At 56.5% G+C, this 23737-nt stretch carries 21 protein-coding genes; 16 read left to right on the forward strand and 5 right to left on the reverse strand.

Annotated features, from left to right (window positions below; genetic code table 11):
* The 14 genes from ftsW (at position 1) to nrdR (ending at position 15295) form a co-directional block, all read left to right on the forward strand.
* Entirely contained in the window at positions 1-1257 is a 1257-nt protein-coding gene (gene ftsW / locus QP868_RS05285) for a putative lipid II flippase FtsW (RefSeq protein ID WP_284925568.1), read from the forward strand.
* Complete coding sequence (gene murG / locus QP868_RS05290) at positions 1250-2404, forward strand: undecaprenyldiphospho-muramoylpentapeptide beta-N-acetylglucosaminyltransferase (RefSeq protein WP_284925569.1); 1155 nt, start codon at positions 1250-1252, stop codon at positions 2402-2404. Before ftsW ends, murG begins: the two co-directional genes overlap by 8 nt.
* Positions 2401-3759, forward strand: coding sequence for a UDP-N-acetylmuramate--L-alanine ligase (murC, locus tag QP868_RS05295; RefSeq protein WP_284925570.1), 1359 nt, complete (start codon positions 2401-2403; stop codon positions 3757-3759). The genes murG and murC overlap by 4 nt, the downstream gene beginning before the upstream one ends.
* Positions 3756-4445 carry a cell division protein FtsQ/DivIB gene (locus QP868_RS05300; protein WP_284925571.1) on the forward strand — a complete coding sequence of 230 codons (690 nt, stop codon included), beginning with the start codon at positions 3756-3758 and terminating at the stop codon, positions 4443-4445. The genes murC and QP868_RS05300 overlap by 4 nt, the downstream gene beginning before the upstream one ends.
* Before the next feature lie 121 nt (positions 4446-4566).
* Positions 4567-5718: a cell division protein FtsZ gene (gene ftsZ, locus QP868_RS05305; protein ID WP_284925572.1), complete on the forward strand. Its 1152-nt coding sequence runs from the start codon at positions 4567-4569 to the stop codon at positions 5716-5718.
* Between the two features lie 2 nt (positions 5719-5720).
* The gene (pgeF, locus tag QP868_RS05310) at positions 5721-6506 is read left to right on the forward strand and encodes a peptidoglycan editing factor PgeF (protein WP_284925573.1); all 786 of its coding nucleotides are present in this window, start codon (positions 5721-5723) and stop codon (positions 6504-6506) included.
* A 58-nt stretch (positions 6507-6564) separates the two neighbouring features.
* The gene (locus tag QP868_RS05315; protein ID WP_284925574.1) at positions 6565-7053 is read left to right on the forward strand and encodes a cell division protein SepF; all 489 of its coding nucleotides are present in this window, start codon (positions 6565-6567) and stop codon (positions 7051-7053) included.
* Between the two features lie 68 nt (positions 7054-7121).
* Positions 7122-7421: a YggT family protein gene (locus QP868_RS05320; protein WP_284925575.1), complete on the forward strand. Its 300-nt coding sequence runs from the start codon at positions 7122-7124 to the stop codon at positions 7419-7421.
* Between the two features lie 101 nt (positions 7422-7522).
* Positions 7523-8377 carry a DivIVA domain-containing protein gene (locus QP868_RS05325; protein WP_284925576.1) on the forward strand — a complete coding sequence of 285 codons (855 nt, stop codon included), beginning with the start codon at positions 7523-7525 and terminating at the stop codon, positions 8375-8377.
* Positions 8378-8495: 118 nt separating this feature from the next.
* On the forward strand, positions 8496-8990 hold the full coding sequence (locus QP868_RS05330) for a signal peptidase II (RefSeq protein ID WP_284925577.1): 495 nt from the start codon (positions 8496-8498) through the stop codon (positions 8988-8990).
* Entirely contained in the window at positions 8987-9916 is a 930-nt protein-coding gene (locus tag QP868_RS05335) for an RluA family pseudouridine synthase (protein WP_284925619.1), read from the forward strand. The genes QP868_RS05330 and QP868_RS05335 overlap by 4 nt, the downstream gene beginning before the upstream one ends.
* Positions 9917-9966: 50 nt before the next feature.
* The gene (gene dnaE / locus QP868_RS05340) at positions 9967-13458 is read left to right on the forward strand and encodes a DNA polymerase III subunit alpha (RefSeq protein ID WP_473964629.1); all 3492 of its coding nucleotides are present in this window, start codon (positions 9967-9969) and stop codon (positions 13456-13458) included.
* Positions 13459-13520: 62 nt separating this feature from the next.
* A complete protein-coding gene (hisD, locus tag QP868_RS05345) occupies positions 13521-14828 on the forward strand; it encodes a histidinol dehydrogenase (RefSeq protein ID WP_284925579.1) in 1308 nt (435 codons plus the stop codon).
* Positions 14828-15295, forward strand: a complete 468-nt coding sequence (gene nrdR / locus QP868_RS05350) for a transcriptional regulator NrdR (RefSeq protein ID WP_284925580.1) — start codon at positions 14828-14830, stop codon at positions 15293-15295. The genes hisD and nrdR overlap by 1 nt, the downstream gene beginning before the upstream one ends.
* Positions 15296-15458: 163 nt before the next feature.
* Here nrdR and QP868_RS05355 read toward each other — a convergent pair whose 3' ends face one another.
* From QP868_RS05355 to QP868_RS05365, 3 genes are all read right to left on the reverse strand, one after another.
* Positions 15459-16124: an 8-oxoguanine DNA glycosylase OGG fold protein gene (locus QP868_RS05355; RefSeq protein ID WP_350309977.1), complete on the reverse strand. Its 666-nt coding sequence runs from the start codon at positions 16122-16124 to the stop codon at positions 15459-15461.
* A gap of 62 nt (positions 16125-16186) precedes the next feature.
* Positions 16187-18373: a HelD family protein gene (locus tag QP868_RS05360; protein WP_284925582.1), complete on the reverse strand. Its 2187-nt coding sequence runs from the start codon at positions 18371-18373 to the stop codon at positions 16187-16189.
* A 91-nt stretch (positions 18374-18464) separates the two neighbouring features.
* Positions 18465-19223, reverse strand: a complete 759-nt coding sequence (locus QP868_RS05365) for a spermidine synthase (RefSeq protein WP_284925583.1) — start codon at positions 19221-19223, stop codon at positions 18465-18467.
* 167 nt (positions 19224-19390) lie between these two features.
* Here QP868_RS05365 and QP868_RS05370 point away from each other — a divergent pair, with 167 nt between their 5' ends.
* On the forward strand, positions 19391-20473 hold the full coding sequence (locus QP868_RS05370; RefSeq protein ID WP_284925584.1) for a DUF4192 family protein: 1083 nt from the start codon (positions 19391-19393) through the stop codon (positions 20471-20473).
* A 114-nt stretch (positions 20474-20587) separates the two neighbouring features.
* Positions 20588-22051 carry an RNA polymerase sigma factor gene (locus tag QP868_RS05375; RefSeq protein WP_284925585.1) on the forward strand — a complete coding sequence of 488 codons (1464 nt, stop codon included), beginning with the start codon at positions 20588-20590 and terminating at the stop codon, positions 22049-22051.
* A gap of 28 nt (positions 22052-22079) precedes the next feature.
* Here the strand turns inward: QP868_RS05375 and QP868_RS05380 are convergent, their stop codons facing one another.
* Positions 22080-22823 carry a VOC family protein gene (locus QP868_RS05380; protein WP_284925586.1) on the reverse strand — a complete coding sequence of 248 codons (744 nt, stop codon included), beginning with the start codon at positions 22821-22823 and terminating at the stop codon, positions 22080-22082.
* Positions 22820-23668, reverse strand: coding sequence for an N-acetylmuramoyl-L-alanine amidase (locus tag QP868_RS05385; RefSeq protein ID WP_284925587.1), 849 nt, complete (start codon positions 23666-23668; stop codon positions 22820-22822). The genes QP868_RS05380 and QP868_RS05385 overlap by 4 nt, the downstream gene beginning before the upstream one ends.
* Positions 23669-23737: the final 69 nt, after the last annotated feature.

Here is a 23737-nt window from a genome sequence, read left to right on the forward strand (position 1 = left end):
GTGGCAAGCCAGGCAGTCGAGAACACGTCACGTGTGCGACGTTGGGCGCAGCAGTGGAAAGAACTGTTGGACGCTCCGGTCGCCACTTACCACATTGTGTTGTGGAGTGTCGTGATTCTGACGTCGTTTGGTCTCATCATGGTGCTCTCTGCCTCGTCCATCACGTCATATGCGGGTGGTGAAGGCAGTCCCTTTACTGTTTTTATGAGGCAGGCTCTCTTCGCAGTGGTTGGACTGATCGTCATGTTCATCGTTGCGCGCTTCAAAGTTGAGACGTGGAAGAAACTGGCTCCTGTGCTTCTTATTGGAGGCCTTGCCTTGCAGGTACTGCCACTGACCCCTCTTGGCGTGGAGGTCAACGGGAACCGGTCGTGGTTTTCTGTAGGTGGTGGATTCCGCGTTCAGCCAGCAGAGTTCGTTAAAATTGCTCTGTCGTTGTACATCGGCCGTTTTATGGCGTCGAAAATCAAAGAGCTTTCATCTTTCACCGTCGTCATCCCCGTCCTCGCCGCCACCAGCCTGTCTATCGGGCTTGTGATCGCTGGGCACGACCTCGGGACCGGACTTGTCCTTATCGCTGTTGCCCTTGGTGCGCTCTTTGTGGGTGGGTTGCCGTGGAAGTGGCTTTTGACGCTCGCGGGTGCTGCAGCTGGTGGCGTGGCGGTGCTCGTTTTGACGAACGCCAACCGTTTGGCCCGTATTCAAGCACTTTTCACGGGGCACTCATCTGATGTCTCAGACCCTCTTGGGCAGCATTGGCAGTCCAACCATGGCCTGTACGCGTTGGCGTCCGGTGGATGGCTGGGAGTTGGCCTTGGGGGTAGCCGGGAAAAGTGGGCGTGGCTGCCAGAAGCTCACAATGACTTCATCTTCGCGATTATCGGCGAAGAGTTAGGACTCGTTGGCACTCTTGCAGTGGTTGTCCTGTTTGGGCTTCTGAGCTACGGAGTCGTGCGCGTCATCATGCGTTCCCAAGACCGGTTTGTGCAAACAGTTTCTGCGGGGCTTTTGGCGTGGCTGGCTGGCCAAGCGTTTATTAACATCGCGGTTGTGACAGGCCTTTTACCTGTTATTGGTGTTCCGTTGCCGTTTGTGTCCTACGGTGGTTCATCACTGGTTGCGACACTGTTGGGTGCGGGTGTTTTGTTGTCTTTTGCACGGTCTGAGCCTGGTGCGTCTGAGGCGCTGGCGTCGCGTGGTTTTCACGTGCGGAGTGCGTTGCTGGGCCGAATGTCAAGAAAGAGTAAGAATGGTTAACGTTCTTTTTGCTGGGGGTGGGACAACGGGGCACGTGGCTCCAATGCTCGCCATTGTGCGCGACTTTAAGTTCCAAGATCCGGACGGTCAGGTGACGATCCTGGGAACCGAAGAAGGGCTGGAGAGCCGGCTGGTTCCGCAGGCTGGTTATGAGCTCAACACGATCGAAAAGGTGCCCTTTCCCCGTTCGATCAACGCTTCGACAGTGAAGTTTCCGGGGCGTTTGTTACGTACAGTTTCACGCACCAAGGACCTGATCAAGAAAAACAACGTTGACGTTGTTGTGGGTGTTGGTGGGTACGTGTCCACACCCGCGTACTTGGCGGCTAAATCCCTGCGGGTGCCCATTGTGATCCACGAGGGCAATGCGGTTCCCGGGCTTGCGAACAAACTGGGGGCGCGTTTCACCAAGCACGTCGGTTACACATTCGCGTCCACCCCGTTGAAGGGGAAGCATGTGGGGATGCCCATGCGTCGCGAAATTGCCCAGATCAACCGCAAAGATCCGCTGACCCGGTACCAAGCGATGCAGAAGCTTGGCTTGGACGCGTCACTGGCGACCGTGATTGTCACGGGTGGTTCCAGCGGAGCCCAGGCCATTAATGACGCTTTCTGTGACGCGGTAGATGAAATCCAGCGCACAGGTGTGCAGGTGCTTCACATCACGGGTGTAGGGAAGGCTGACAAGATCCGAGAGGCCACGGCTGATCTGCGCAACTACCACGTGACCGAATACGTTGACGGCATGGAAACGGTGTATTCGGCTGCAGACCTGTTGATTTGTCGCGCCGGCGCAGGGACCGTCGCCGAGGTGACCGTCGCCCAGGTGCCCGCCCTGTATGTTCCGCTGGCGATCGGCAACGGCGAGCAAGTGAAGAATGCGCACGACCCGGTTACCGCGGGAGGTGCCCTCATGGTGGACAATGCCGCGTTTAGTGCAACGACGATTAAAAACACAGTCATTCCATTGGCTAAAGATCCACACCGTTTGCGCAACATGACCAAACGTTTGAAGGAGCTTAAGTTCCCGGCAACTGCGGACCGCGACATGACGCGCATGATTTTTGAGGCGGCGAACGTCCCATATCCAGGCCGGGCGTACCCGTATGAACTGATGACCCGTGACGAACGAGAGGACCTGACGTGAGCACGTACCACTTTATTGGGATCGGGGGAGCCGGCATGTCCGGTATTGCCCGTATCATGCTCAGCCGGGGTTACACCGTGACTGGTTCTGATGCAAAAGAGTCTTCGGTAGTTGAAGCTCTGCGCGCTCACGGCGCTCACGTGTTCATTGGGCACGACGGCTCACACGTCGAAGGGGCGGACACGGTGGTTGTGTCTTCTGCTATTCGACCCACGAACCCTGAGATCGTCCGTGCTGAAGAACTGGGCATTCCAGTCATTCACCGCTCAGATGCTCTTGCCACCCTCATGGAGGGAAAGCGGACCATCGCGATCGCTGGGACACACGGAAAAACTACTACCACCTCGATGACCACTGTGGCTTTGCAAGCGGCCGGAAAGGACCCGTCCTTTGCTATTGGTGGTCAGCTTTCAAAGACTGGGACTAACGCGCACGCTGGATCAGGTGACGTGTTTATCGCTGAGGCTGATGAGTCTGACGGCTCGTTTTTGAAGTACCGTCCCGAAGTCGGAGTCATTACGAACGCAGAAGCCGACCACCTAGACCACTATGGGAGTTGGGAACGAGTGCGAGAAGCGTTCGTCGAGTTTAGTTCCCATGTCGGCAACGTGGGCGGGACGCTCATCGTGTGTGCAGATGACGAGGGCGCAGCATCGATTGGGCGTGAGGCTCGCGAGCAGGGAACCAACGTGATCCTTTATGGCGAGAGTGACATTGCTGACGCGCGTGTGAATGCGTCCACCCACGGACAAGGGGTCAGTGTCTCGATCGCTTTTGAAGGTCAGGAGTACGCTTTCGACATCGCGCTTCCGGGAACGTACAACGCATTAAACGCGACAGCAGCGTTTTTAAGTGCACACGCGGTAGGTGGGGACCCTCAAGGAATTATTCAAGGCCTGGAGAGTTTCACCGGGACCCGTCGCCGTTTTGAACTTCGTGGAACAGAAAAGGGAGTGCGCGTATATGACGACTACGCCCACCACCCCACAGAAGTGACGGCTTTGCTGACGGCAGCGAACAAAGTGGTCGACCCATCGAATAAAGTGCACGTTATTTTTCAACCGCACTTGTTTAGCCGCACCAAGAACTTCTACCGGGAGTTCGCGCGCGCGTTGAGCCTGGCAGATGACGTTATTGTTTTGGATGTTTTTCCTGCGCGCGAAGACCCGATTCCTGGCGTGACCGGCGAACTGATTGCACGTGAAGTTACGAGCGACGTCACGTATGTTCCCGCATTCTCTGACGCAGTCCCCACAGTTATTGAGCGGGTGAAACCCGGCGATATCGTACTCACGGTGGGCGCTGGTGATGTCACGATTCTGGGGCCCGAGTTGCTGGGAGCGCTCGCACAGTGACCACCATCCCGGTGATTGGGAAGAAGCGCGGGATCCACACTGCCGTAAAAGTGGGTATCGGAGTAGTTGCAGGACTCGTGCTCATTGTCTGCCTCATGTTCTTCACACCCATCATGGGTCTCAAAGACGTGAGTGTCGAAACCGGTGATTTGACCCCAGGAGATGAGGTGCGCGCTTTTGTGCTCGAACAAGAAACAGGGCGGCCACTTCCCAGAATTTCGATGACGGGACTTTCGCGCGATATCCGGGAGAAATTCACCAAGTCTGAATATGTCAGTGTGAGGTGGTCCGGTATCAACACTTTGCACGTCACGGTCACGGATAAAGAACCCGTCGCTGCGTACAAAACCAGCAAAGGTTGGGTGAGGTACTCATCGCATGGCGAAGAGATCGATGTGGTCCAAGATGACCCCGATCTGGTCAACATTCGCGGTGGAAGCCCAGGTGCAATTGAACAGGCCCTTATCGTGGTCCAACATGTGCCGGACCTTTCGCGTGTCGAATCCGTCGAAGCGCAAAAGGAAGATGACATCACTGTGGTGGTGTCGCACGAAGAGTCGACTCGCCAAATCCGAGTGGGGGACTCCAGCAATATCGAAAAGAAGTTTGACGTTGCCTTTAAACTCCTCGAACACTCGAAAGAGTACGTCGACGTTTCTACCCCAGATACTCCCGTTGCGCGCTAAAGTTGAATCCAGATCCACACGGCTTGAACGACACACCGGGGCGGTAGTTGCGCGAGCCCGTGAGTGGCAATAGCGTCAAGACAAAGACACCTGTCCCTTAAGCGTCGAAAGAGGAACCGACTTGGCTGAATACCCTCAATCCGGAGCAGACATCAAGGTCGCCGGAACCGGTGGCGGTGGTGTTAACGCTGTACAGCGCATGATCGACGTGGGCCTCCGCGGTGTCGAATTCATCGCGATCAACACTGACGCCCAAGCGCTCGTGCTGTCAGAAGCTGACACCAAACTCGAAATTGGTCGCGAACTTACTCGCGGCCTCGGAGCCGGCGCCGACCCTGAGATCGGGCGCAAAGCAGCTGAAGACTCCGAAGAAGCAATCCAGGAAGCACTCGAAGGCGCCGACATGGTGTTCGTCACCGCCGGTGAAGGTGGAGGAACAGGAACCGGTGCGGCTCCAGTTGTTGCTCGTATCGCACGTTCGCTGGGTGCGTTGACGATCGGTGTTGTTACTCGCCCCTTCACGTTTGAAGGACGTCGCCGTTCAGCGCAGGCAGAAGCCGGAATCGAAGCGCTTCGAAAAGAAGTCGACACGCTGATCGTCATTCCGAACGACCGCCTTCTCACGATTTCTGACCGCAACGTTTCAGTCGTCGAAGCGTTCAAATCGGCTGACGAAGTTCTGCGCTCCGGTGTTCAGGGCATCACCGACCTGATCTCCACCCCAGGCATGATCAACCTGGACTTCGCAGACGTGAAGTCAGTCATGCAAGACGCAGGAACCGCCCTGATGGGAATCGGTTCAGCAGTTGGTGAAGACCGTGCCGTCAAGGCAGCCGAAGCGGCCATTGCTTCACCGCTTCTGGAAGCCAGCATCGAAGGTGCGCACGGAGTCCTCCTTTCCATCCAGGGTGGCACCGACCTCGGCCTGTTCGAAGTCAACGAAGCTGCCCGCCTAGTGCAGGAAGCTGCCCACCCGGAAGCCAACATTATTTTCGGTACGGTTATCGACTCCAACCTGGGCGACGAATGCCGCATCACCGTGATCGCTGCAGGCTTCGACGTCCCAGTGAGCGAAACTCAGGCGGCAGCCCCGGCGGTTGCGTCGCAGGAGGCGACTCCTGCTTCGGAGGCCCCTGCTGAGGAAGCGGAAGAGCGCCCAGCTCCCGCTCAGCCAGAGGCCCCTGCCGAGGCGCCTCCAGTTCTGGAGTCCCTTCCGGAAGAACGCACCAAGAGCTTCGATAACAACATCGAGATTCCCGACTTCCTGAAGTAATCGTGCTCTACAGCCGTTTCGTCCTCCCCAGTAGTCAGGCGCGCGCACATGTCGCCGTCACCGACCGCTGGGGAGGTTTCAGTTCAACCCCTTTTAGTAGCCTGAACCTGGCATTGCATGTGGGGGATGACGAAACCGTGGTGGCAGCCAACCGAGGAATCGTGGCGAACACGCTGGGGCTCAACCCGGAGGCATTGCGGTTTGTGGACCAAGTTCACGGAAACCGCGTCATTGCGTGGGATGAAGATGGCGCATATGACCCGCTGACGGGGGAGCGCACGGATTCGGTGGCCGCGGATGCACACGTGACAAGAACCCCTGGGTTGGGATTGGTCGTCATGGTCGCTGATTGCGTTCCAGTGATGTTCGCTGATCCCGAGGCGGGAGTTATTGGGGCTGCGCACGCGGGGCGGGCTGGAATGGTCGACGGAGTCGTGTCCGCGACTGTGGCCGCGATGCGTGAGTTGGGTGCGTCCCAGATCCAGGTGGCTATTGGGCCGTCGATTTGCCCACGTTGTTATGAAGTACCGGCTGCGATGCGTGATCAAGTTGCGAGCGTTGAGCCGGTGACGGCCTCCGTATCACGAGACGGCACTCCGGCGATCGATGTGGCCGCGGGAGTCGCGGAACAAGCGACCCGAGAAGGTTGTGAAGTTGTCGACTTCTCCAGTACATGCACACGAGAGTCCTCCGACCTGTTTTCATACAGAAAAGATGCCGTGACTGGGCGGTTCGGGGCACTTGTGTGGTTAGAAGAAATAGCGACACACCCACTCAAAGACGCGTAACTACGCATGAGCTCCGGTACCTTCAAAAGGTGAGGGAACTTAACCACGAGGAGGGCCAATGTCCACCCTGAAGAAAATCAGCAACTACTTTGGCTTCGGTGAAGAAGAAGCTTACGACACTGAACCACGTCACGAACGCAACTCTCAGTACGAAGCAAGCGAGTACGAAGCTCCTGTGTACGAAGAGGAAGAGCAGGAAGAGCCGGCTGACGTGACGCCCATCCGTTCTTCTGTCCGCCCAGTAGAAACGGCATCACCTGCGAACATGTCTAACATTCACGTGATCCACCCACGCAGCTACAACGACGCAAAAGCGATCGGAACGGCTTTCCGCGACGGGATTCCTGTCGTCATGAACTTGACCGCAATGGACGAAGCCAACGCAAAGCGACTTGTTGACTTCTCCGCAGGTTTGATTTTTGGTTTGCACGGATCGATTTCCAAAGTTACCAACAACGTGTTCTTGCTGACTCCTGCCAATGTTGAAGTTGGCGAAGAAACTGATTCGGTAGCAAAAACACAGGCGAGCTTTTTTAACCAGAGCTAATTCGTGATTGTTCCCTCTGACGGGCTACCGTATACGGTGGTCCGTCAATTTTTTCTGAAAGAGGTCTCGTGGCGATAGTCCTACAGATTCTTGCGTGGCTTTTGTCTCTGTACGTGTATGTACTGATCGGGCGCGTCATTATCGATCTCATTCAAGTCTTTGCCCGGGACTGGCGCCCAACCGGTGTGGTGCTGGTGCTGTGTGAAACGATCTACACCCTCACTGATCCTCCAGTTCAGGCGATTCGCAAGGTTATTCCTCCCCTTCGCCTGGGAAATATGGCGATTGACCTGGGCTTTATCCTCTTATTTATTGGGGTTCAGATGCTTTCGAGATTTCTCTTCGTGCTCTCGACTCAGGTAGGTTAAACTGACTTCATATGATGACTTGACACATTCATGCTGGTGGTGCGGTATTGTGGCAGTGATCATCGAAATAAGTATTTGTACGCACAACCGAAGGTGGCCACATGGCTCTTACGCCTGAAGACGTAGTCAACAAACAGTTCCAGCACGTTAAATTCCGTGAGGGATATGACGTAGACCAGGTCGACGACTTCCTCGACGAGGTAGTTGTTGAACTGCGTCGCTTGAACGAAGAGAACGATTCACTTCGTCAGAAACTGTCTGTGGCTGAGCAACGTGTAGCTGAACTCGAAGCCAAGGGCCCACAGGGTGAAGACGCGGACGCTACCCAGGCTATGCCAGCTGCTGTGGGTGCTCCTAAGAAGGAAGAAGCTAAGCCTGTTGTCGCTCCTCAGCAGCCAGCCGCTCAGGCTGAACCTGCTCAGGCCGAGGCTCCGAAGGAAGAAACACCTAAGGAAGACGCTGCCAAGGCTGAAGCGCCTAAGGCTGATGTTGCAGATGCCGCTAAGGCAGGCGAAGAAACTCAGGTCGCACCTGCAGTTGCGACTCCTGCTGCTAAGCCAGTAGCCGCTCCGGCTGCACCTGCTGCAAGCGCTACCGCACCCGCCGCAGCCCCAGTATCTAGCGACAAGGACGCTCACGGCCTGATTGCGCTGGCACAGCGCGTTCACGACGAGCACGTTGCTGAAGGTGAGAAGACCCGTGACCGCTTGATCGGTGATGCGAAGAAGAAGGCTGCCGACATCGTTTCCGAAGCTCAGAAGAAGCGTGACGAAACCCTGCAGCAGCTCGAATCGCAGAAGGTCAGCCTGGAAAAGGACATCGACGGTCTGCAGAACTTCGAGCGCCAGTACCGTACCCGTCTCAAGAGCTACCTCACCGACCAGCTGCGTGACCTCGAAAGCTCCGGATCACTTGCACCGGAAACCCTTTCGAAGAACACCAACCAGTCCCTGTAACGTCAGGGTCCGTGTGTAGTCTTTGACACAAACACGTTAAACGCACCGCACGTTCCGGCGTGCGGTGCGTTTGTATATTCTAAGATCGAACCGAACCAAGAACCCTGAGGAGAACTACGTGAGCACTCGAGCTGTGACGCTGTATGCACTCGCACTAGGTGTCATTGCAATCGATCAGCTCACGAAGGTTCTCGCAGTCAACTTCCTGCAAGGCCAGCCACGTATCGCCATTGTGGGTGATTTTGTTGGACTCACGTTCCTCCGCAACCCCGGAGCGGCCTTTGGTCTTGGTTCGGGAGCCACCTGGGTGTTTTCCGTCATCGCGATCGCGGTGTTTGCCGTCATCGTGTTTATTTCGCGAAAACTCGCTTCGACGTGGTGGGCGATCGGTCTGGGATTGCTGTTAGGCGGTCTGACCGGAAACCTTCTCGACAGGTTTTTCCGCATGCCAGCCAACGGGGAAGTTCCGCAGTTCATGCACGGAGCGGTTGTCGATTTCATTGATTTGTACTTTTTTGTGTGCAACATTGCTGATATCGCAATTAGCGGCGCAGCTGTTCTCATCGCATTCCTGACACTCAAAGGAACCAGTATCGACGGGAGGGAAGAATAGTGGAACGCTCAATTCTGGTGCCCGAAGGGCTTGAAGGCGAGCGCGTCGACACCGCACTGTCGCGCCTTCTTGGCCTCTCCCGTTCGGTCGCTGCTGCAATGGCCGAAAGTGGCGACGTTGAAGTCGACGGAGTCAAAGTTCCCAAATCGATGCGCGTAACGGCGGGTGCACGCATCGACGTGACCATGCCCAAACCCAAAGAACCGCTCTCAATCGTGGCAGAACCAGTCCCGGGAATGAACGTCATCTACGACGACGACGCTTTTGTGGTTGTCGACAAACCCGTGGGCGTTGCAGCACACGCGGCAGCTGGGTGGTCCGGCCCCACTGTGATAGGCGGACTTGCCGCCGCCGGATACCAGATTGCCACCTCGGGAGCGGCAGAACGACAGGGGATCGTACACCGCTTGGACGTGGGCACCTCGGGTGTCATGGTGGTCGCCAAGGGCGAACACGCCTACTCCGTTCTCAAACGGGCCTTTAAGAACCGGACCGTCGACAAGACCTACCACGCGCTCGTTCAGGGTCTCCCAGACCCCGTCGTGGGCACAATCGAAGCGCCGATTGGGCGCCACCCGCGCAAAGACGGCCTCTACGCAGTCCGCACAGACGGCAAGCACGCGGTCACTCACTACGAAGTGCTGGAAGCATACAGATCGGCCTCGCTAGTCGAGGTCAAGCTTGAAACCGGACGTACCCACCAAATCCGTGTACACATGTCCGCAACCAAGCGGCCCTGCTGCGGCGACCTGCCCTACGGGGCAGACCCAGTGCTGGCGCAAAAACTCGGACTCAACCGCCAGTGGCTCCACGCTGTCAAACTCGGTTTCGAACACCCCGAAACCGGAGAGTATGTTGAGTTCGAATCGGACTACCCAGAGGATTTAGCAACCGCGCTCGAACGTTTACGAGCAGCACAGTGGTGAGGTAATTGGCTGACGACTTCGTACATCTGCACGTTCACACCGAGTACTCCATGCTCGACGGGGCGGCCCGCCTGGGCGACCTCATGGCTGCGACCAACGAATTGGGCATGCGAGCGTTGGCCACCACTGACCACGGCTACCTGTTTGGCGCCTTCGACTTCTGGAACCAAGCAACCAAAGCCGGTATCAAACCCATTATTGGTGTCGAAGCCTATGTGACTCCTGGAACCGCCAGGAACGACAAAACGGTCGTCAAATGGCGCACCGACGAATCACAGCGCTCCGACGACGTGTCAGGAGGTGGGCGCTATACGCATATGACCCTCCTGTCGCGCAATAACCGAGGCATGCAGAACCTGTTCAAAGCATCCTCACTGGCCTCCTTGGACTCCGCATTGGGGAACCGTCCGCGTTTAGACCGGGAACTCTTGCAGAACTATTCGGAAGGCCTCATCGCAACCACGGGGTGCCCGTCGGGTGAAGTTCAGACGCGTCTGCGACTGGGCCAGTATGAAGAAGCTCGAAAAGCAGCGGGGGAGTACCGCGAAATCTTTGGAGCAGACTACTACTTCTGCGAACTCATGGACCACGGACTCGAAATTGAACGCCGAGTCACCAAGGACCTTTTGCGTCTGGCTAAAGAACTCAACCTGCCTCTCGTCGCCACGAACGACTTGCACTACACACACGAATCTGACGCCACAGCGCACGAAGCTCTGCTGGCCTTACAGTCCGGGTCCAAGCTGCTCGAACCCACCTATGAACAAGGTGGAAGCAGGTTCGCGTTCTCTGGTACCGGGTACTACCTCAAGTCGCCGGCTGAAATGCGACACCTGTTCAAAGAACTGCCTGAAGCCTGCGACAACACGCTCAAAATTGCGGACATGTGCGAAGTGTCTTTTGACACTAGTGCGAACTACATGCCCAAGTTCCCAACGCCGGAAGGCGAAGACGAAACGTCGTGGCTCATCAAAGAAGTGGACAAAGGACTCCACTACCGGTATCCGCAGGGCATCCCCGATGAGGTGCGCAAACAAGCCGACTACGAACTCGACATCATCATCAAAATGGGCTTCCCGGGCTACTTCTTGGTGGTCGCCGACTTCATCAACTGGTCCAAGGACAACGGAATCCGCGTGGGGCCGGGTCGTGGGTCTGGAGCGGGTTCCATGGTGGCGTACGCGATGCGTATCACCGACCTCGACCCCCTTCAACACGGCCTGATCTTTGAACGGTTCCTTAACCCAGAACGTGTGTCCATGCCGGACTTCGATGTCGACTTCGACGACCGTCGACGCTCCGAAGTCATCGACTATGTGACACAGAAATACGGTTCCGAATACGTCGCCATGATCGTGACGTACGGAACCATCAAGACCAAACAGGCACTCAAAGACGCTGCTCGTGTGCTTGGGCATCCGTTTTCCATGGGTGAAGAACTGACAAAGGCCCTCCCACCTGCCGCAATGGCAAAGGACATTCCCCTTGCCGACATCGAAAACCCGGAAGCACCTCGGTATAACGAAGCCGGCGACTTCCGTAACCTGCTCGCCACCAATGAGCAGGCCCGCGAAGTATTTGAAACCGCCCGAGGTCTCGAAGGGCTGAAACGGCAGTGGGGAGTTCACGCGGCCGGCGTCATCATGTCGTCGGAGCCCATTATTGATGTCATTCCCATCATGCGGCGCTTCCAAGACGGCCAGGTCATCACCCAGTTTGATTACCCCACCTCGGAAGGGTTGGGGCTTATCAAGATGGACTTCTTGGGCCTGCGAAACCTCACCATTATTTCGGACGCTCTTGAGAACATTCAACGCAACCGCGATGTGGAGATCGACCTTGAGCGTTTGGAGCTCGACGACGCCGACACGTATAAGCTACTTGCGCGTGGAGACACACTCGGTGTGTTCCAGCTCGACGGAGGGGGTCTGCAGGGGCTTTTGAGGCTCATGCAACCGGACAACTTCGAAGACATTTCCGCAACCTTGGCGCTGTACCGTCCGGGCCCCATGGGTGCGGACTCGCACACGAACTACGCCAAGCGTAAAAACGGTTTACAAGACATCACGCCGATCCATCCTGAGCTTGCCGAACCGCTCAAGGAAATCCTGGACACTACGTACGGTCTGATCATCTACCAGGAACAGGTGATGGCGATCGCGCAGAAGGTGGCCGGGTACTCGTTGGGCCAGGCAGATATTTTGCGCCGTGCGATGGGTAAGAAGAAAAAGGCTGAACTGGACAAACAGCAGGTCGGGTTCTTCGGGGGCATGAAGGAGCGCGGATACTCCGAAGAGGCCGCTCAGGCTCTATGGGATATCTTGTTGCCGTTCTCCGACTACGCGTTTAACAAGGCCCACTCCGCTGCGTATGGGGTGGTGTCGTACTGGACGGCATACCTGAAAGCCCACTACCCGGCCGAGTACATGGCCGCACTTCTGACGAGTGTGGGTGACAACAAGGACAAACTGGCGGTGTACTTGGGTGAGTGTCGCAAAATGCACATCACGGTTCTGCCACCAGATGTGAACGAATCTGAACTGAACTTCACACCTGTTGGGAATGACATTCGCTTTGGTATGGGAGCAGTGCGCAACGTGGGCCACAATGTGGTTGACGGCATTGTGGAATCGCGTACCGAAAAGGGCGCATTCACGTCGTTCTCTGATTTTCTTGACAAGGTTCCGTCGCATGTATGCAACAAGCGCACGGTGGAGTCTTTGATTAAGTCCGGCGCATTTGACTCCTTGGGGCACACCCGCAGGGCGTTGGTGGAGATCCACGAAGAAGCCGTTGATTCGGTAGTAGGAGTGAAACGCCAGGAAGCAGCCGGTCAGTTCGATCTTTTTGCCGGCTTAGGTGGTGAGGACGCCGCGAGCTTCTCAGTTCCGATCCCTGACCGCGTGGAGTGGGATAAGAAAGAGAAGTTGGCCTTTGAACGCGAAATGATTGGGCTCTACGTTTCCGACCACCCGTTGAACGGACTTGAGGGAGTCATCGCCTCAGAGTCTGACCTGCCTCTTGTAGATCTCATCAGTCACGGACGCCCCGAAGGGTCCACTATCACGGTGTGTGGCATGATCACATCGTTGGTGCGGAAAGTGTCCAAGAATACGGGGCGTCCGTACGCGATTGTCACGATAGAAGACTTGGAAGCCTCAATTGAGGTTCTGTTCTTTGGCGACGTGTACGAACCTGTTGCTGACATTCTTACAAGTGACTTGGTCGTGACGATTCGTGGGCGTGTCAAACAGTCTGAGGACCGGCCCATTAGCTTGATGGCACAGTCCGTGACACTTCCGGACATTTCCAATGCATCTGGCTCTCCGTTGCAGCTGACCATCCCACTAGATCGTGCAACCGAGGGCACCGTTGAAGAACTGGACGAGATCCTGCGTGCGAACCCCGGGCCCACCGAAGTGCGGGTCAACGTGTTGGAACCGGGTAAGCGGACGTTGATTCGCTTGAACCGGCGGGTAGAAACCGGGCCAAGTCTCTTTGGAGATTTAAAGGCGCTGTTGGGGCCCCGCTGTTTGGGGTGACGAACCGTGTGGGAAAGACGGGGCGCCGAGGTGTCGCTACAGTGCCTGAGTAGAATGGCTGTGTGACTGAACTGTTAAGAATCATCAATGTGCCAGCCGGAGTTTCTACTCGTGAGCTTCGCTCACTCGTTCCCCGGGCACATGATTCTTTGGACAAGGCCCGTTCCAGTGTTGCCCCGGTGGTAGAGGATGTCCGGGACCGAGGTCGTGTAGCAGTTCTGGAGGCAACCTCGCGTTTTGACGGGGTTACGGTGGAACAGATTCGGGTGCCACGCGAAGACCTCGCCCGTGCTTGTGACGAGTTGGACTCAAGCGTACGCGCGGCGCTTGAAAAGTCGATTGCGCGGTTGCGCCAGGTGAGTGCCCACGATGTCCCACAGGGTTCGACAACGGAGTTTGACGGTTCTTTTGTCTCAACGCGGTGGACGCCGGTTGACCGTGTTGGCTTGTATGTTCCTGGGGGTCGTGCGGTGTATCCGTCGACGGTTGTCATGAACGCAGTTCCCGCGCAGGTTGCAGGTGTGGAGTCACTGGCTCTCGCGTCACCTCCCGGTCCGTCTGGATTGCCACACCCGGTGGTCATGGCGACAGCTGAACTGTTAGGCGTTGAAGAAGTGTGGGCCATGGGCGGGGCTCAAGCGATCGCTGCGTTTGCTTATGGTTTTGACGACGGCGAAGTGTGCGAACCGGTGGACGTGATCACCGGGCCAGGGAACGCGTATGTGGCAGGTGCTAAGTCGCAAGTCCGGTCATTCGTGGGCGTTGATTCGATCGCTGGCCCCACTGAGATCATTGTGTGCGCTGACGCCCAGGCTAAGCCAGAGCTCGTCGCCGCTGATCTCATCAGCCAAGCTGAGCACGACCCGTTAGCGGCGTCAGTTCTTGTTACGGCTTCGGCTGATCTGGTGACTCGCGTGCAGGACGAACTGGACCGGCAGCTCGAGACGGCGAAACACCGTGAGCGGATTTGCGAAGCTTTCGCAGGACCCCAGTCAGGTATTTTGTTAGTTGAATCGCGCTCAGACATGGTGCGCGTGGCCAACGTGTACGCGGGTGAGCACGTGGAGGTTATGGTTGAGGACCCTCACGAGTTCGCACGCGAACTGCGCCACGGTGGGACAATCTTTATTGGCGACTACTCACCGGTGGCGCTGGGGGATTACTGTTCCGGCTCGAACCACGTGCTACCCACAAGCGGGACGGCGACTCACGCGTCTCCACTGGGGGTTCACAGTTTTATGAAGAGCAGCCAGATCGTGAGTTACACGCGCGACGGTTTACTGGACGTCGCCGATCATATTGAAACACTTGCCGATGCTGAAAACCTTCCCGCACACGGTTATGCTGTGCATTTACGGAGGGAGAGCTAATGCACTGTCCTTTTTGCCGCCACAGTGATTCGCGCGTCGTGGATTCGAGGACCGCTGAAGACGGCGCATCAATCCGGCGTCGTCGCCAGTGCCCCAACTGCTCGCGACGGTTCACCACGATTGAGGCTACGAGCCTGTCTGTGATTAAGCGTTCGGGAGTATCCGAAGAGTTTTCCCGCCAAAAGGTGGTCGCCGGTGTACGAAAAGCGTGCCAAGGACGGCCAGTATCCGAAGACGATTTGGCGAAACTCGCGCAACGTGTCGAGGAAAATATCCGGTCACAAGGCATTGCTGAAATCGACGCGGATGAGGTGGGCCTGGCTATTCTTGACCCCCTACGCGAATTGGACCAAGTCGCATACCTGCGGTTTGCAAGCGTGTACCAAGGATTCGACTCCTTGGAAGACTTTGAAGCCGCTATTTCCTCGCTACGTGCAGAACGCGAAACTGCACGTCGCGAAGAGTGAGCCGAGCATTTTTGTCAACAGAGAACGAATCGATTTGCGCCTTTGCATGGCGTTCTGTGTAAGATAAAAAAGCGCTATGGCGCCCGCCACTGGTGGCTTCGGAGGGGAAGCCGACGCCACCAGTGGCCTTTTCATATTTCTGCAGGTCACTGGGGCTGTTCCTCTAGGCCGCTTGGGCCAACTGGGTCTTGCGCGTAATGGCCCTAATTCCCTGCGCAGTGAGCTGACATTCCACATCTTCCGCTGTTGCGCCGGGGCCCCACTCGTGTGCGATTTCAGCCAAAGTCCGCAGATACGTTCCGTAGGTTGACGCGGTCCACGCTGACCGCTGTTTCATCTTTAAAGCCCGCGCAATTCGACCGTCGAGAATCAATGGCATGTTCTCGCTTTCGTACAACGGGTTACGTCGCGAAAAGTACATGAGCTTAGTGAAATGTGACGGTCCCACGAATGGAATACGCACGTCTGTACTCCATGCCCAGTACGCGTCCTCGGGTTCACATTCGCGTGTGTGCGTGATCGCCTCGAAAAGCCGTTTAGCGAAATCTTCCGTGGCAAGTGGCTTGCACGCTCGGTAAACGGACCGTGGAGCGTTTCCAGCAGCCCACATGCTCACACCGGCGTAGAAATTCAGTGCTGATTGAGGGCCATCAATGTGTGCGCCCAGGTTAAAGAGAGTCCAGCGACTCATGACTTCACTCGCCCCATCGAGAATGGGAGGGCGGTCGCCTGTCCAGTATTTGTCCCAGTGAGCTCTGCGCACGGGGGCCGACAGAGACGGTACGTGTGGGATATGTGGACTAAATGTTTGAATGAGTTGGGTGTACATGTTTCCTCCTGTTTTGTGTTGTGTACACGATCGTGACAGGAGGCACTGACACAGTTTTGGGTTTACAGATACGCGTCTAAGACTGACTCATTCGACGTGACAACGGTGAGACGCGAAGTAGCGCGCGTCAACGCAACGTACAACTCACCCACGCCCTTCTGCGATTGCGCAATAAATGCAGGCTCAAAAATCACAACGTTGTCGAACTCGAGACCCTTGGCTCCAAAGGGGGTGAGAACCGCAACCGTACGGTCGATTCCAGCAGGCCCAACCCCGTAGTCAAGTCCAGTGCTGGTCAGTGTAGCTTCAATGATTTCGCGGTGCTCAACTGCCGTTATCACCGCGCACGTGCCGCCTAAATCTTGCTCGCCCAGTACTGAAGCCAAGCGGTTTGCAGACTCAGAGACAGACGACGTCCGGACGACCTCGGGATCGTGGGTGCCCTCCCTGACCGGAGTGGGAACAGTAAGCGTGGGGAAGTGGTCCATGAGAAGCTGATTGGCAATCGACATGATGCGCCCCGGTGTGCGGTACGAAACCGTGAGCTCTTGCGCGTCAAAGGAGTCGACGTGCGGGGACAACATGGTGTTCCACGTGCGGTCTGAGTCCACTACCGAAGCCTGCGCAAGGTCGCCCACAAGCGTGGCTGACTTGGACGGCACCCGGTTAAACAGAAGTCGTAACTGCATGGGGGTGAGCTCTTGCGCCTCATCGACGATCAGGTGGCCATATGTCCACTCGAGGTCCTCGCTGGCCCGTTCGGCCAAGGTCTGAGCCGAACTCTCATCCGCATACCGCTGAGCCAACTGCTCGGCAGAAATGAGATCACCCGTTCCCGTCATCTCAAGGACACGTTCGGCATATTCGACTTCGTGCGACCCAGCCTGCGTCTGGCCAGGTGCGGTACCCAACAGTTCAGCCAACTCGTCCAAAAGGGGGACGTCCTCAATCGTGATCTCTGAGCCCGCAGGACGACGCAAGCGCGCCATCTCTTCGAAACTCAGAATGTTGTCGGCCGCCGCCACCAGCTTGTGCGGTTTCGAAAACAGGGCGTCCAGGACACCTCGGGGAGTCAGCGGAAGCCAGTGCGTATTGATCGCAACACGCGCGTCGCGGGAGCGCCGCACATCGTCAACGACCTCGGCGATCTGATCTTCGGAGGCGCCCCCTTCACCGTTTTCCACGATTCGCTGCGCCAGGGCGTTCATCAAAGTGGTTGCAAAAACTTCGCGGGCACGGTTGTGCTTATACCCTGACCGGCGTGCCCGTTCGCGTGCGGTCTTGACCATGTCGCGGGTGAGTGTGACCTGCCGTAGCCCCACGTTCAACTCGATGTCTGAGGCCGGGATTCGCTGGTAGTTGCGTACCGCTCGGGACAGCACCTTGACCATGCGTAGGTCGCCTTTGACCGCCGAGGTTGCAAAAGAGTCCCGGAGCGTCGTGTCGATCCCTGGGAACAGTTGGCCCGGAGTTAACAGGACAGCACCGGTTTCGCCCAGGCTTGGCAGGACCTTTTCAATGTATTTGAGGAACACCGGCGACGGTCCAACGATGAGTACCCCCGACTGCGCAATTTTGGTGCGGTGCTTATACAGAAGATATGCCGCGCGGTGGAGGGCAACAGCGGTTTTTCCAGTTCCAGGTCCACCTTGAACGACCACGACACCAGACAGCGGCTTGCGAATAATCGCGTCTTGTTCTGCCTGAATCGTTTCGACAATATTTGACATGCGACCCGTACGGTGCGCGTCGAGTGAGGCGATCAACGCGCCTTCGCCGCGCAAGTGCTTGCGCTTGTCGGAGTCTAGATCGCTCAGGCTCAGGACATCGTCTTCAATAGCCACAACTTCACGCCCGCGCGTTGTGAGATGGCGCCTGAGAACAAGGTTTTCTGGTTGAGCTGCAGTTGCGCGATAAAACGGTTCGCTGGCAGGTGCTCGCCAGTCCATGAGCAACTGAGACCGGTCCTGGTCACTGATGCCGATCCGCCCAATGTACGTGGTGGTGCCGTCGCGGTCGTCAATGCGACCAAAGCACAGGCCTTCTTCCGCGCTGTTGAGGCGAATGAGCTGGTCTTCGTAGACCGTGGCAAAAGCGTCGCGCTCAGACCGGTTCTGGTGGTGGTTTCCCACGTGGGTGAGCCGTACATTTTGGAGTTTTTGAGTGGTTTCGGTACGGAGCTCGTCTAGCCTCGTGTAGACCGCATCGACGTGTTGCTGCTCGATGGAAATTTCGTTCAAATCGTTCACCCTGTACCTTTCCGGCATTCAATTATGCCGGAACCGAACGACCTTGGCGTCGAATTCCATGTGAATTTTGGTGTGTGCGCAGTGAGTTAAATCATGCTTTGGTAATTGTCGCCGGAGCGGGCCCTGTTCGCAGGGTGGCGGCGAGTCTCGTCTTATCGAGGGCACTTGCAGATGCCAATGCCGCGATGACCACGTTTTCACGTTGCCCCCGTGTTCGTCCGCTGGCGTGGATGACGTAGACCTGCGCGAACTGGGAAGAGATTGCGTTGATCTCTTGGCGAGCGTGGCCGGGGGTTCCTGCGATATTGAACAACGCCAGGCCTCCTGGTTTAAGGGCTGAGGCGGTGTGGGCAAAGTAATCGTGGGTTGTGAGTGCCTGGGGAGTGGTGTCTTCTGCGAACGCGTCGCGTACGACGATGTTGATGCTGCCGGGTGCGAACGTTTGGATTTCGCGTGCCCCGTCTCCCACCCGTAGAGCAAGCGCGGGGGAGCGAGGAAGATCGAACCACTCACGGACATATTCCATGAGAAGCGCGTCGACGTCGATGGCTGTCTGGCGGGACCGCGGGTGGGTGGCATGCAAGCGCCGTGCTAGAGAACATCCGGCAGCTCCAATATGGACAGCTCTGACCGAGGTTCCGGGTGGGAACACGTGGTCAATTGTGGTTGCCATCCAGTGGAGGTATGGAAAATCTAAGCGGGTTGGTTCGCCGACCGTGATCGACGAACTGGGTACGGAGTTGACGTAGAGGACCCACGAGTTGGGGTCACCCGGAATGTTTTCCTTGCGCGCAGTTCCTGTGGATATCTCGACCTCGATGCTGGTGTCTTGTGCCCGTTTCCGTCCCATAAGGCCCAAGTGTAATTGTCTTCCCCTGTCACAGCGGTGATGTTAGGGGTACGGGGATGTGCACATTCACTGTGTTGCAGTGGTCCGCAGCTGTGGAGAATACGCCTTTTTCCACAGGGCGAAACGAGTGGGTTACGGGTCAAGCGGATGAGCATGACAGTGAAGTCATGGAAACAATAAACATCAGCACACCAGTCGATATTGTTCATCTCGTCAACATGGCCATGGGGCATGTCCCGCCCGATTCGCTCGTTTTTGTTCTGAAACGAAACGCAACAGGTGTGGGGGCTCTCAGCGGAAGCGTACGTGTCAATTTCGATATGAGAGCCGTCCGCAGGTTCAGCGACGACCTCGCTGAACAAATAGCGCAGGTGGTTCGTCGTTTCGAGCCGTGTGAAGTGGTTCTCCCCGTTTTTTCGTGTGATGAAATCGCCAGAGCTCTTGGACATGCAGGAGAAGAAAAGAACAGCCGGGATGTTCACGCACTTGTGCATGCGTGGATTGCGATCAAACGTGAACTGCTCAAAGTTGGTGTGAGATCAATTCCTCCAGTGTGGACAGGCCACAATAAATGTGGATGGATCCTCGATCCGGAAGAATGCGTACCTGTCCCGAACGTAGAAACCACAACAAACCTGCCACCGTTGTCCGCACTCCCACACGCCAGGGACCACGTGCGTAAGCAACTAGAAAATTGCACCGGTGATAAACGGAGTGATCTCGAAGCGCTCATTAGGGATGCGAGTAAGCTTTGCTCCTTTGCTCTTTCAGAAGCTACCCCGTCCGATTGGGACAGTATCCACGTGAGCCCTGGGGCGGTCCGAGCGATCGAGACGTTGAGCGATAACGGCGTTGGCAGAGACGCTCTTATCACTCTGTTTTCTGCACGGCACCCTAGCTTTAGACCCGATGTAGTGGGGCACTTGAGTCCAGAAGAATTTCTGGAAACAATTTTGGAAATCCTAGAAGGGGACATGGAGCAGCATCTTGCTGGAATGGACGCGATCCGACCTCACATGCCATACACATACTCCGTCCTCATGTATCTCAAACTCATTGCAGTCCACGCATCTGATGAGTACTTTAGTGAACTCTTGGGCGTAATCGCCTGGTTCGAATGGGTCGCCGGACACAACTCCTACGCGCATCATTTCGCACGGTCAGCGCTCGCTGTGGACTCGGCCAATAGTTTCGCTGGCACTGTTGAAGCGTTTGTGGAACGCGGGATCACCGCTGTGTGGACGCGCTGATTTCACTTGCCGGGAATATCGTGCGAAAATTGGGTGTTGACCCAGTTGTATCCGCGAGGATTTGACTTGGGTCTTAGTACTGCCCGCGTGGCAACTTAGGTGAAAGGTGACTTCGTGCCAGCTGTTGAGAAAGAGAAGCAAGCCTCTACTACTGCAAAGAAGAAGGCAACAACATCTAAAGCCTCTACCACCGCAAAGAAGGCTACGTCGACATCTAAGTCAACAGCTTCCAAGACAACGGGCACAAAGAAGACTGCCACCACGGCGAAAAAGACTTCCTCGACTGCAAAAACTTCCACCGCCAAGAAGACGGCTTCCACAGCTGCTAAGAAGAGTACGACTACTGCTAAGAAGTCCACTGTTGCTCCAAAGAAGACTACAACTGCAGCTAAATCAGCAGCTACCGCTAAGCGTGCGGCCAAGGCAACTGCAGCCAAAGAAGCCGCTAAGAAGACGGCCACCAGACAGAAGGCCCAGGACGCAGAAGACGTTGAGAACGACAAGGTCGAAACCGACGAGGTGGAAGAACTCGCCACAACCGACGAATCGACTGAAACTCGTAACTCTCAAGAAGAGGAAAAGGACGCCCAGATTAAGGAAGCCGGAGGCTTCGTGGTGTCCGATGCCGACGACGAGGACCAGCCTGCACAGCAGGTTGCGACTGCCGGCGCGACCGCTGACCCGGTGAAGGACTACCTCAAGCAGATCGGTAAGGTCGCACTGCTTAACGCTGCCGAAGAAGTCGACCTAGCAAAGCGTATTGAGGCCGGAATGTATGCCGAACACCTTGTCGACGAAGGCAAGGTTACGGATGCGCGGGACCTGCGCGATTACAAGTGGATTATTCACGACGGGCGGATTGCTAAGAACCACTTGCTCGAAGCTAACCTTCGACTCGTGGTGTCGCTCGCAAAGCGCTACACGGGTCGTGGGATGTTGTTCTTGGACCTGATTCAGGAAGGTAACTTGGGTCTGATTCGTGCGGTCGAAAAGTTCGACTACACCAAGGGCTTTAAGTTCTCCACGTATGCAACCTGGTGGATCCGCCAGGCAATTACCCGCGCTATGGCCGACCAGGCACGTACCATTCGTATTCCTGTTCACATGGTGGAAGTCATCAACAAGCTCGCTCGTGTGCAGCGCCAGATGCTTCAAGACTTGGGCCGTGAACCCACACCGGAAGAACTCGCTAAAGAACTCGACATGACACCCGAACGTGTCGTCGAAGTCCAGAAGTATGGACGTGAACCGATTTCTCTGCACACCCCGCTGGGTGAGGACGGAGACTCGGAATTCGGTGACCTCATTGAAGACTCAGAAGCTGTAGTGCCCGCTGACTCCGTCAGCTTCACTTTGCTCCAGGAACAGCTCCACTCGGTTCTCGACACCTTGTCAGAGCGCGAAGCTGGTGTGGTTTCGATGCGCTTTGGGCTCAATGATGGTCAGCCCAAGACTCTTGACGAGATCGGCAAAGTCTACGGTGTGACCCGTGAGCGTATCCGCCAGATCGAATCAAAGACGATGGCTAAGCTCCGCCACCCGTCGCGTTCCCAGGTACTCCGCGACTACCTCGACTGATATTCGAGGTAGCCGCGCCCCACGCAGGTCAGCGAGTTGTGCTCACAATCGCAATAGCGGCATTGTGGCAGTCGATGATCTGCGCGACGCGACCCAAGTGCGTGTCAACGGGCTTCGACAAAATAGCGCCACCGTGTTCCTGAGCACGCTCAAGTGTTGCATCTACGTCACTGACGCGCACATATATTTTCCAGTGCGCAGGAATTGACAGCTCAGAGATGTCAACCATCCCTGCTACGGGGGAGTCCCCAGCAGAAAAGGTGGTGTACTCGTCTGCGCTGGACTGGACGTCCCAGCCGAAAACAGTGGTGTAAAAGTCTGCGACTCCGGTGTCGGTGGTGTGCAGTTCAAACCATGCCGGGGCACCCACGGCGTCTGTGAGCGAGAACCCGCGGTCATCGTCATACGCCAATACGCCAAACCCGGTTTGGGCTGCGTCGGCAACGAGAGCAACCGAAGCATTGTCGTCAAAGTTGGGGATCGCCATGAGCGCCTGTCCCTCGTTTTCAGCGATTTCCTGCAGGAATCCTTCAAAATCTGGGACATGGAAATACAGCGACCAGAACCCCGGCTGACCCTGGGGCGCCTCGGTGGGTTGTTGACTGATACCCGCAACTGACGCACCGTTTACGACGGCGCGTGTTCCGATTCCCATGGGGCCCACGCCGTCAAAATCCCAGCCAAAAACGGCGGAATAGAACGACTGCGATTCTTCAACGTTTGGAGAGCTCAGCTCAATCCAACAAGGGGTTACAGGCTTGTTCTCAGTCACAGCCCCATTGTTGCATAGGACGCAAACGCGTCAATGCCATCGACTAAAGCGCGCGCGTATGCGTCAGGGTCCTTTTGCATGCGTTCGGCTTCTTTAGGGTTGCGCATTTCGCCACATTCAACGATGACGGCAGGGACTGACGCATGGTTTAAGCCAGCTAAGTCGGTGCGCTCCACCATGCCGTCTTTGCCGTATCCGGCGCGGTTGATAGGGAAGTCGTGATCCTTAAACCCCCGCACAATTGCTTCTGCCAGCTTGGTGGACTCTTCCACCTTTTCGCCCGGAGCCAGGATGACTCCGAATCCGCGAATCGACGAGTCTGTTGAGCCGTTGGCGTGAATGCTGACCAAGAAGTCGGCTTCGTCAGCGAACTTCCCGCGTTCATCCACACAGGGTCCGACCCCGTCATTGGAGTCGCGTGACATGATGACGCGAGCGCCACGCTTTTCGAGTTCGTCACGCACCTTTGTTGCGACGTTCCAGTTGAATTCGTGCTCAGGAAAGCCATCGTCGGTTGCTGTGCCCGTGGTGTTGCACGCCTTTTTCCCACCGCGCCCGTCCGGCACCTTTTTGTTAATGCGGGAAAGGTGTGACGCGTTGCCACCGTTATGGCCAGGGTCTAATGCAATGGTCACGCCGTCGAGAGAGTTGGCCGGTTTGTCGGTGCTGTCTGACTCGTCAGGTTTGCGTTGAGGAGTTTCCGACGCCGAGGTGTCCCCGGGATTATGCTCGTGCGTAATGGGCTCCGGTTCGACGGTGGTGCGGGGCTGCGCCGTCTGGGTGCCCCCACAGCCACCCAGAAGGACCATAACTGCACACGCGTATAGCGCAATTGCGTGTTTCACATATGTCAGTCTACTCGACACAAGCCCCGTGAATCCAAGGTTTTGCGCCGGCTTCGGCCTAGACTGGGA

This window comes from Brevibacterium sp. UMB1308A (assembly GCF_030230605.1).
GTDB lineage: Bacteria > Actinomycetota > Actinomycetes > Actinomycetales > Brevibacteriaceae > Brevibacterium.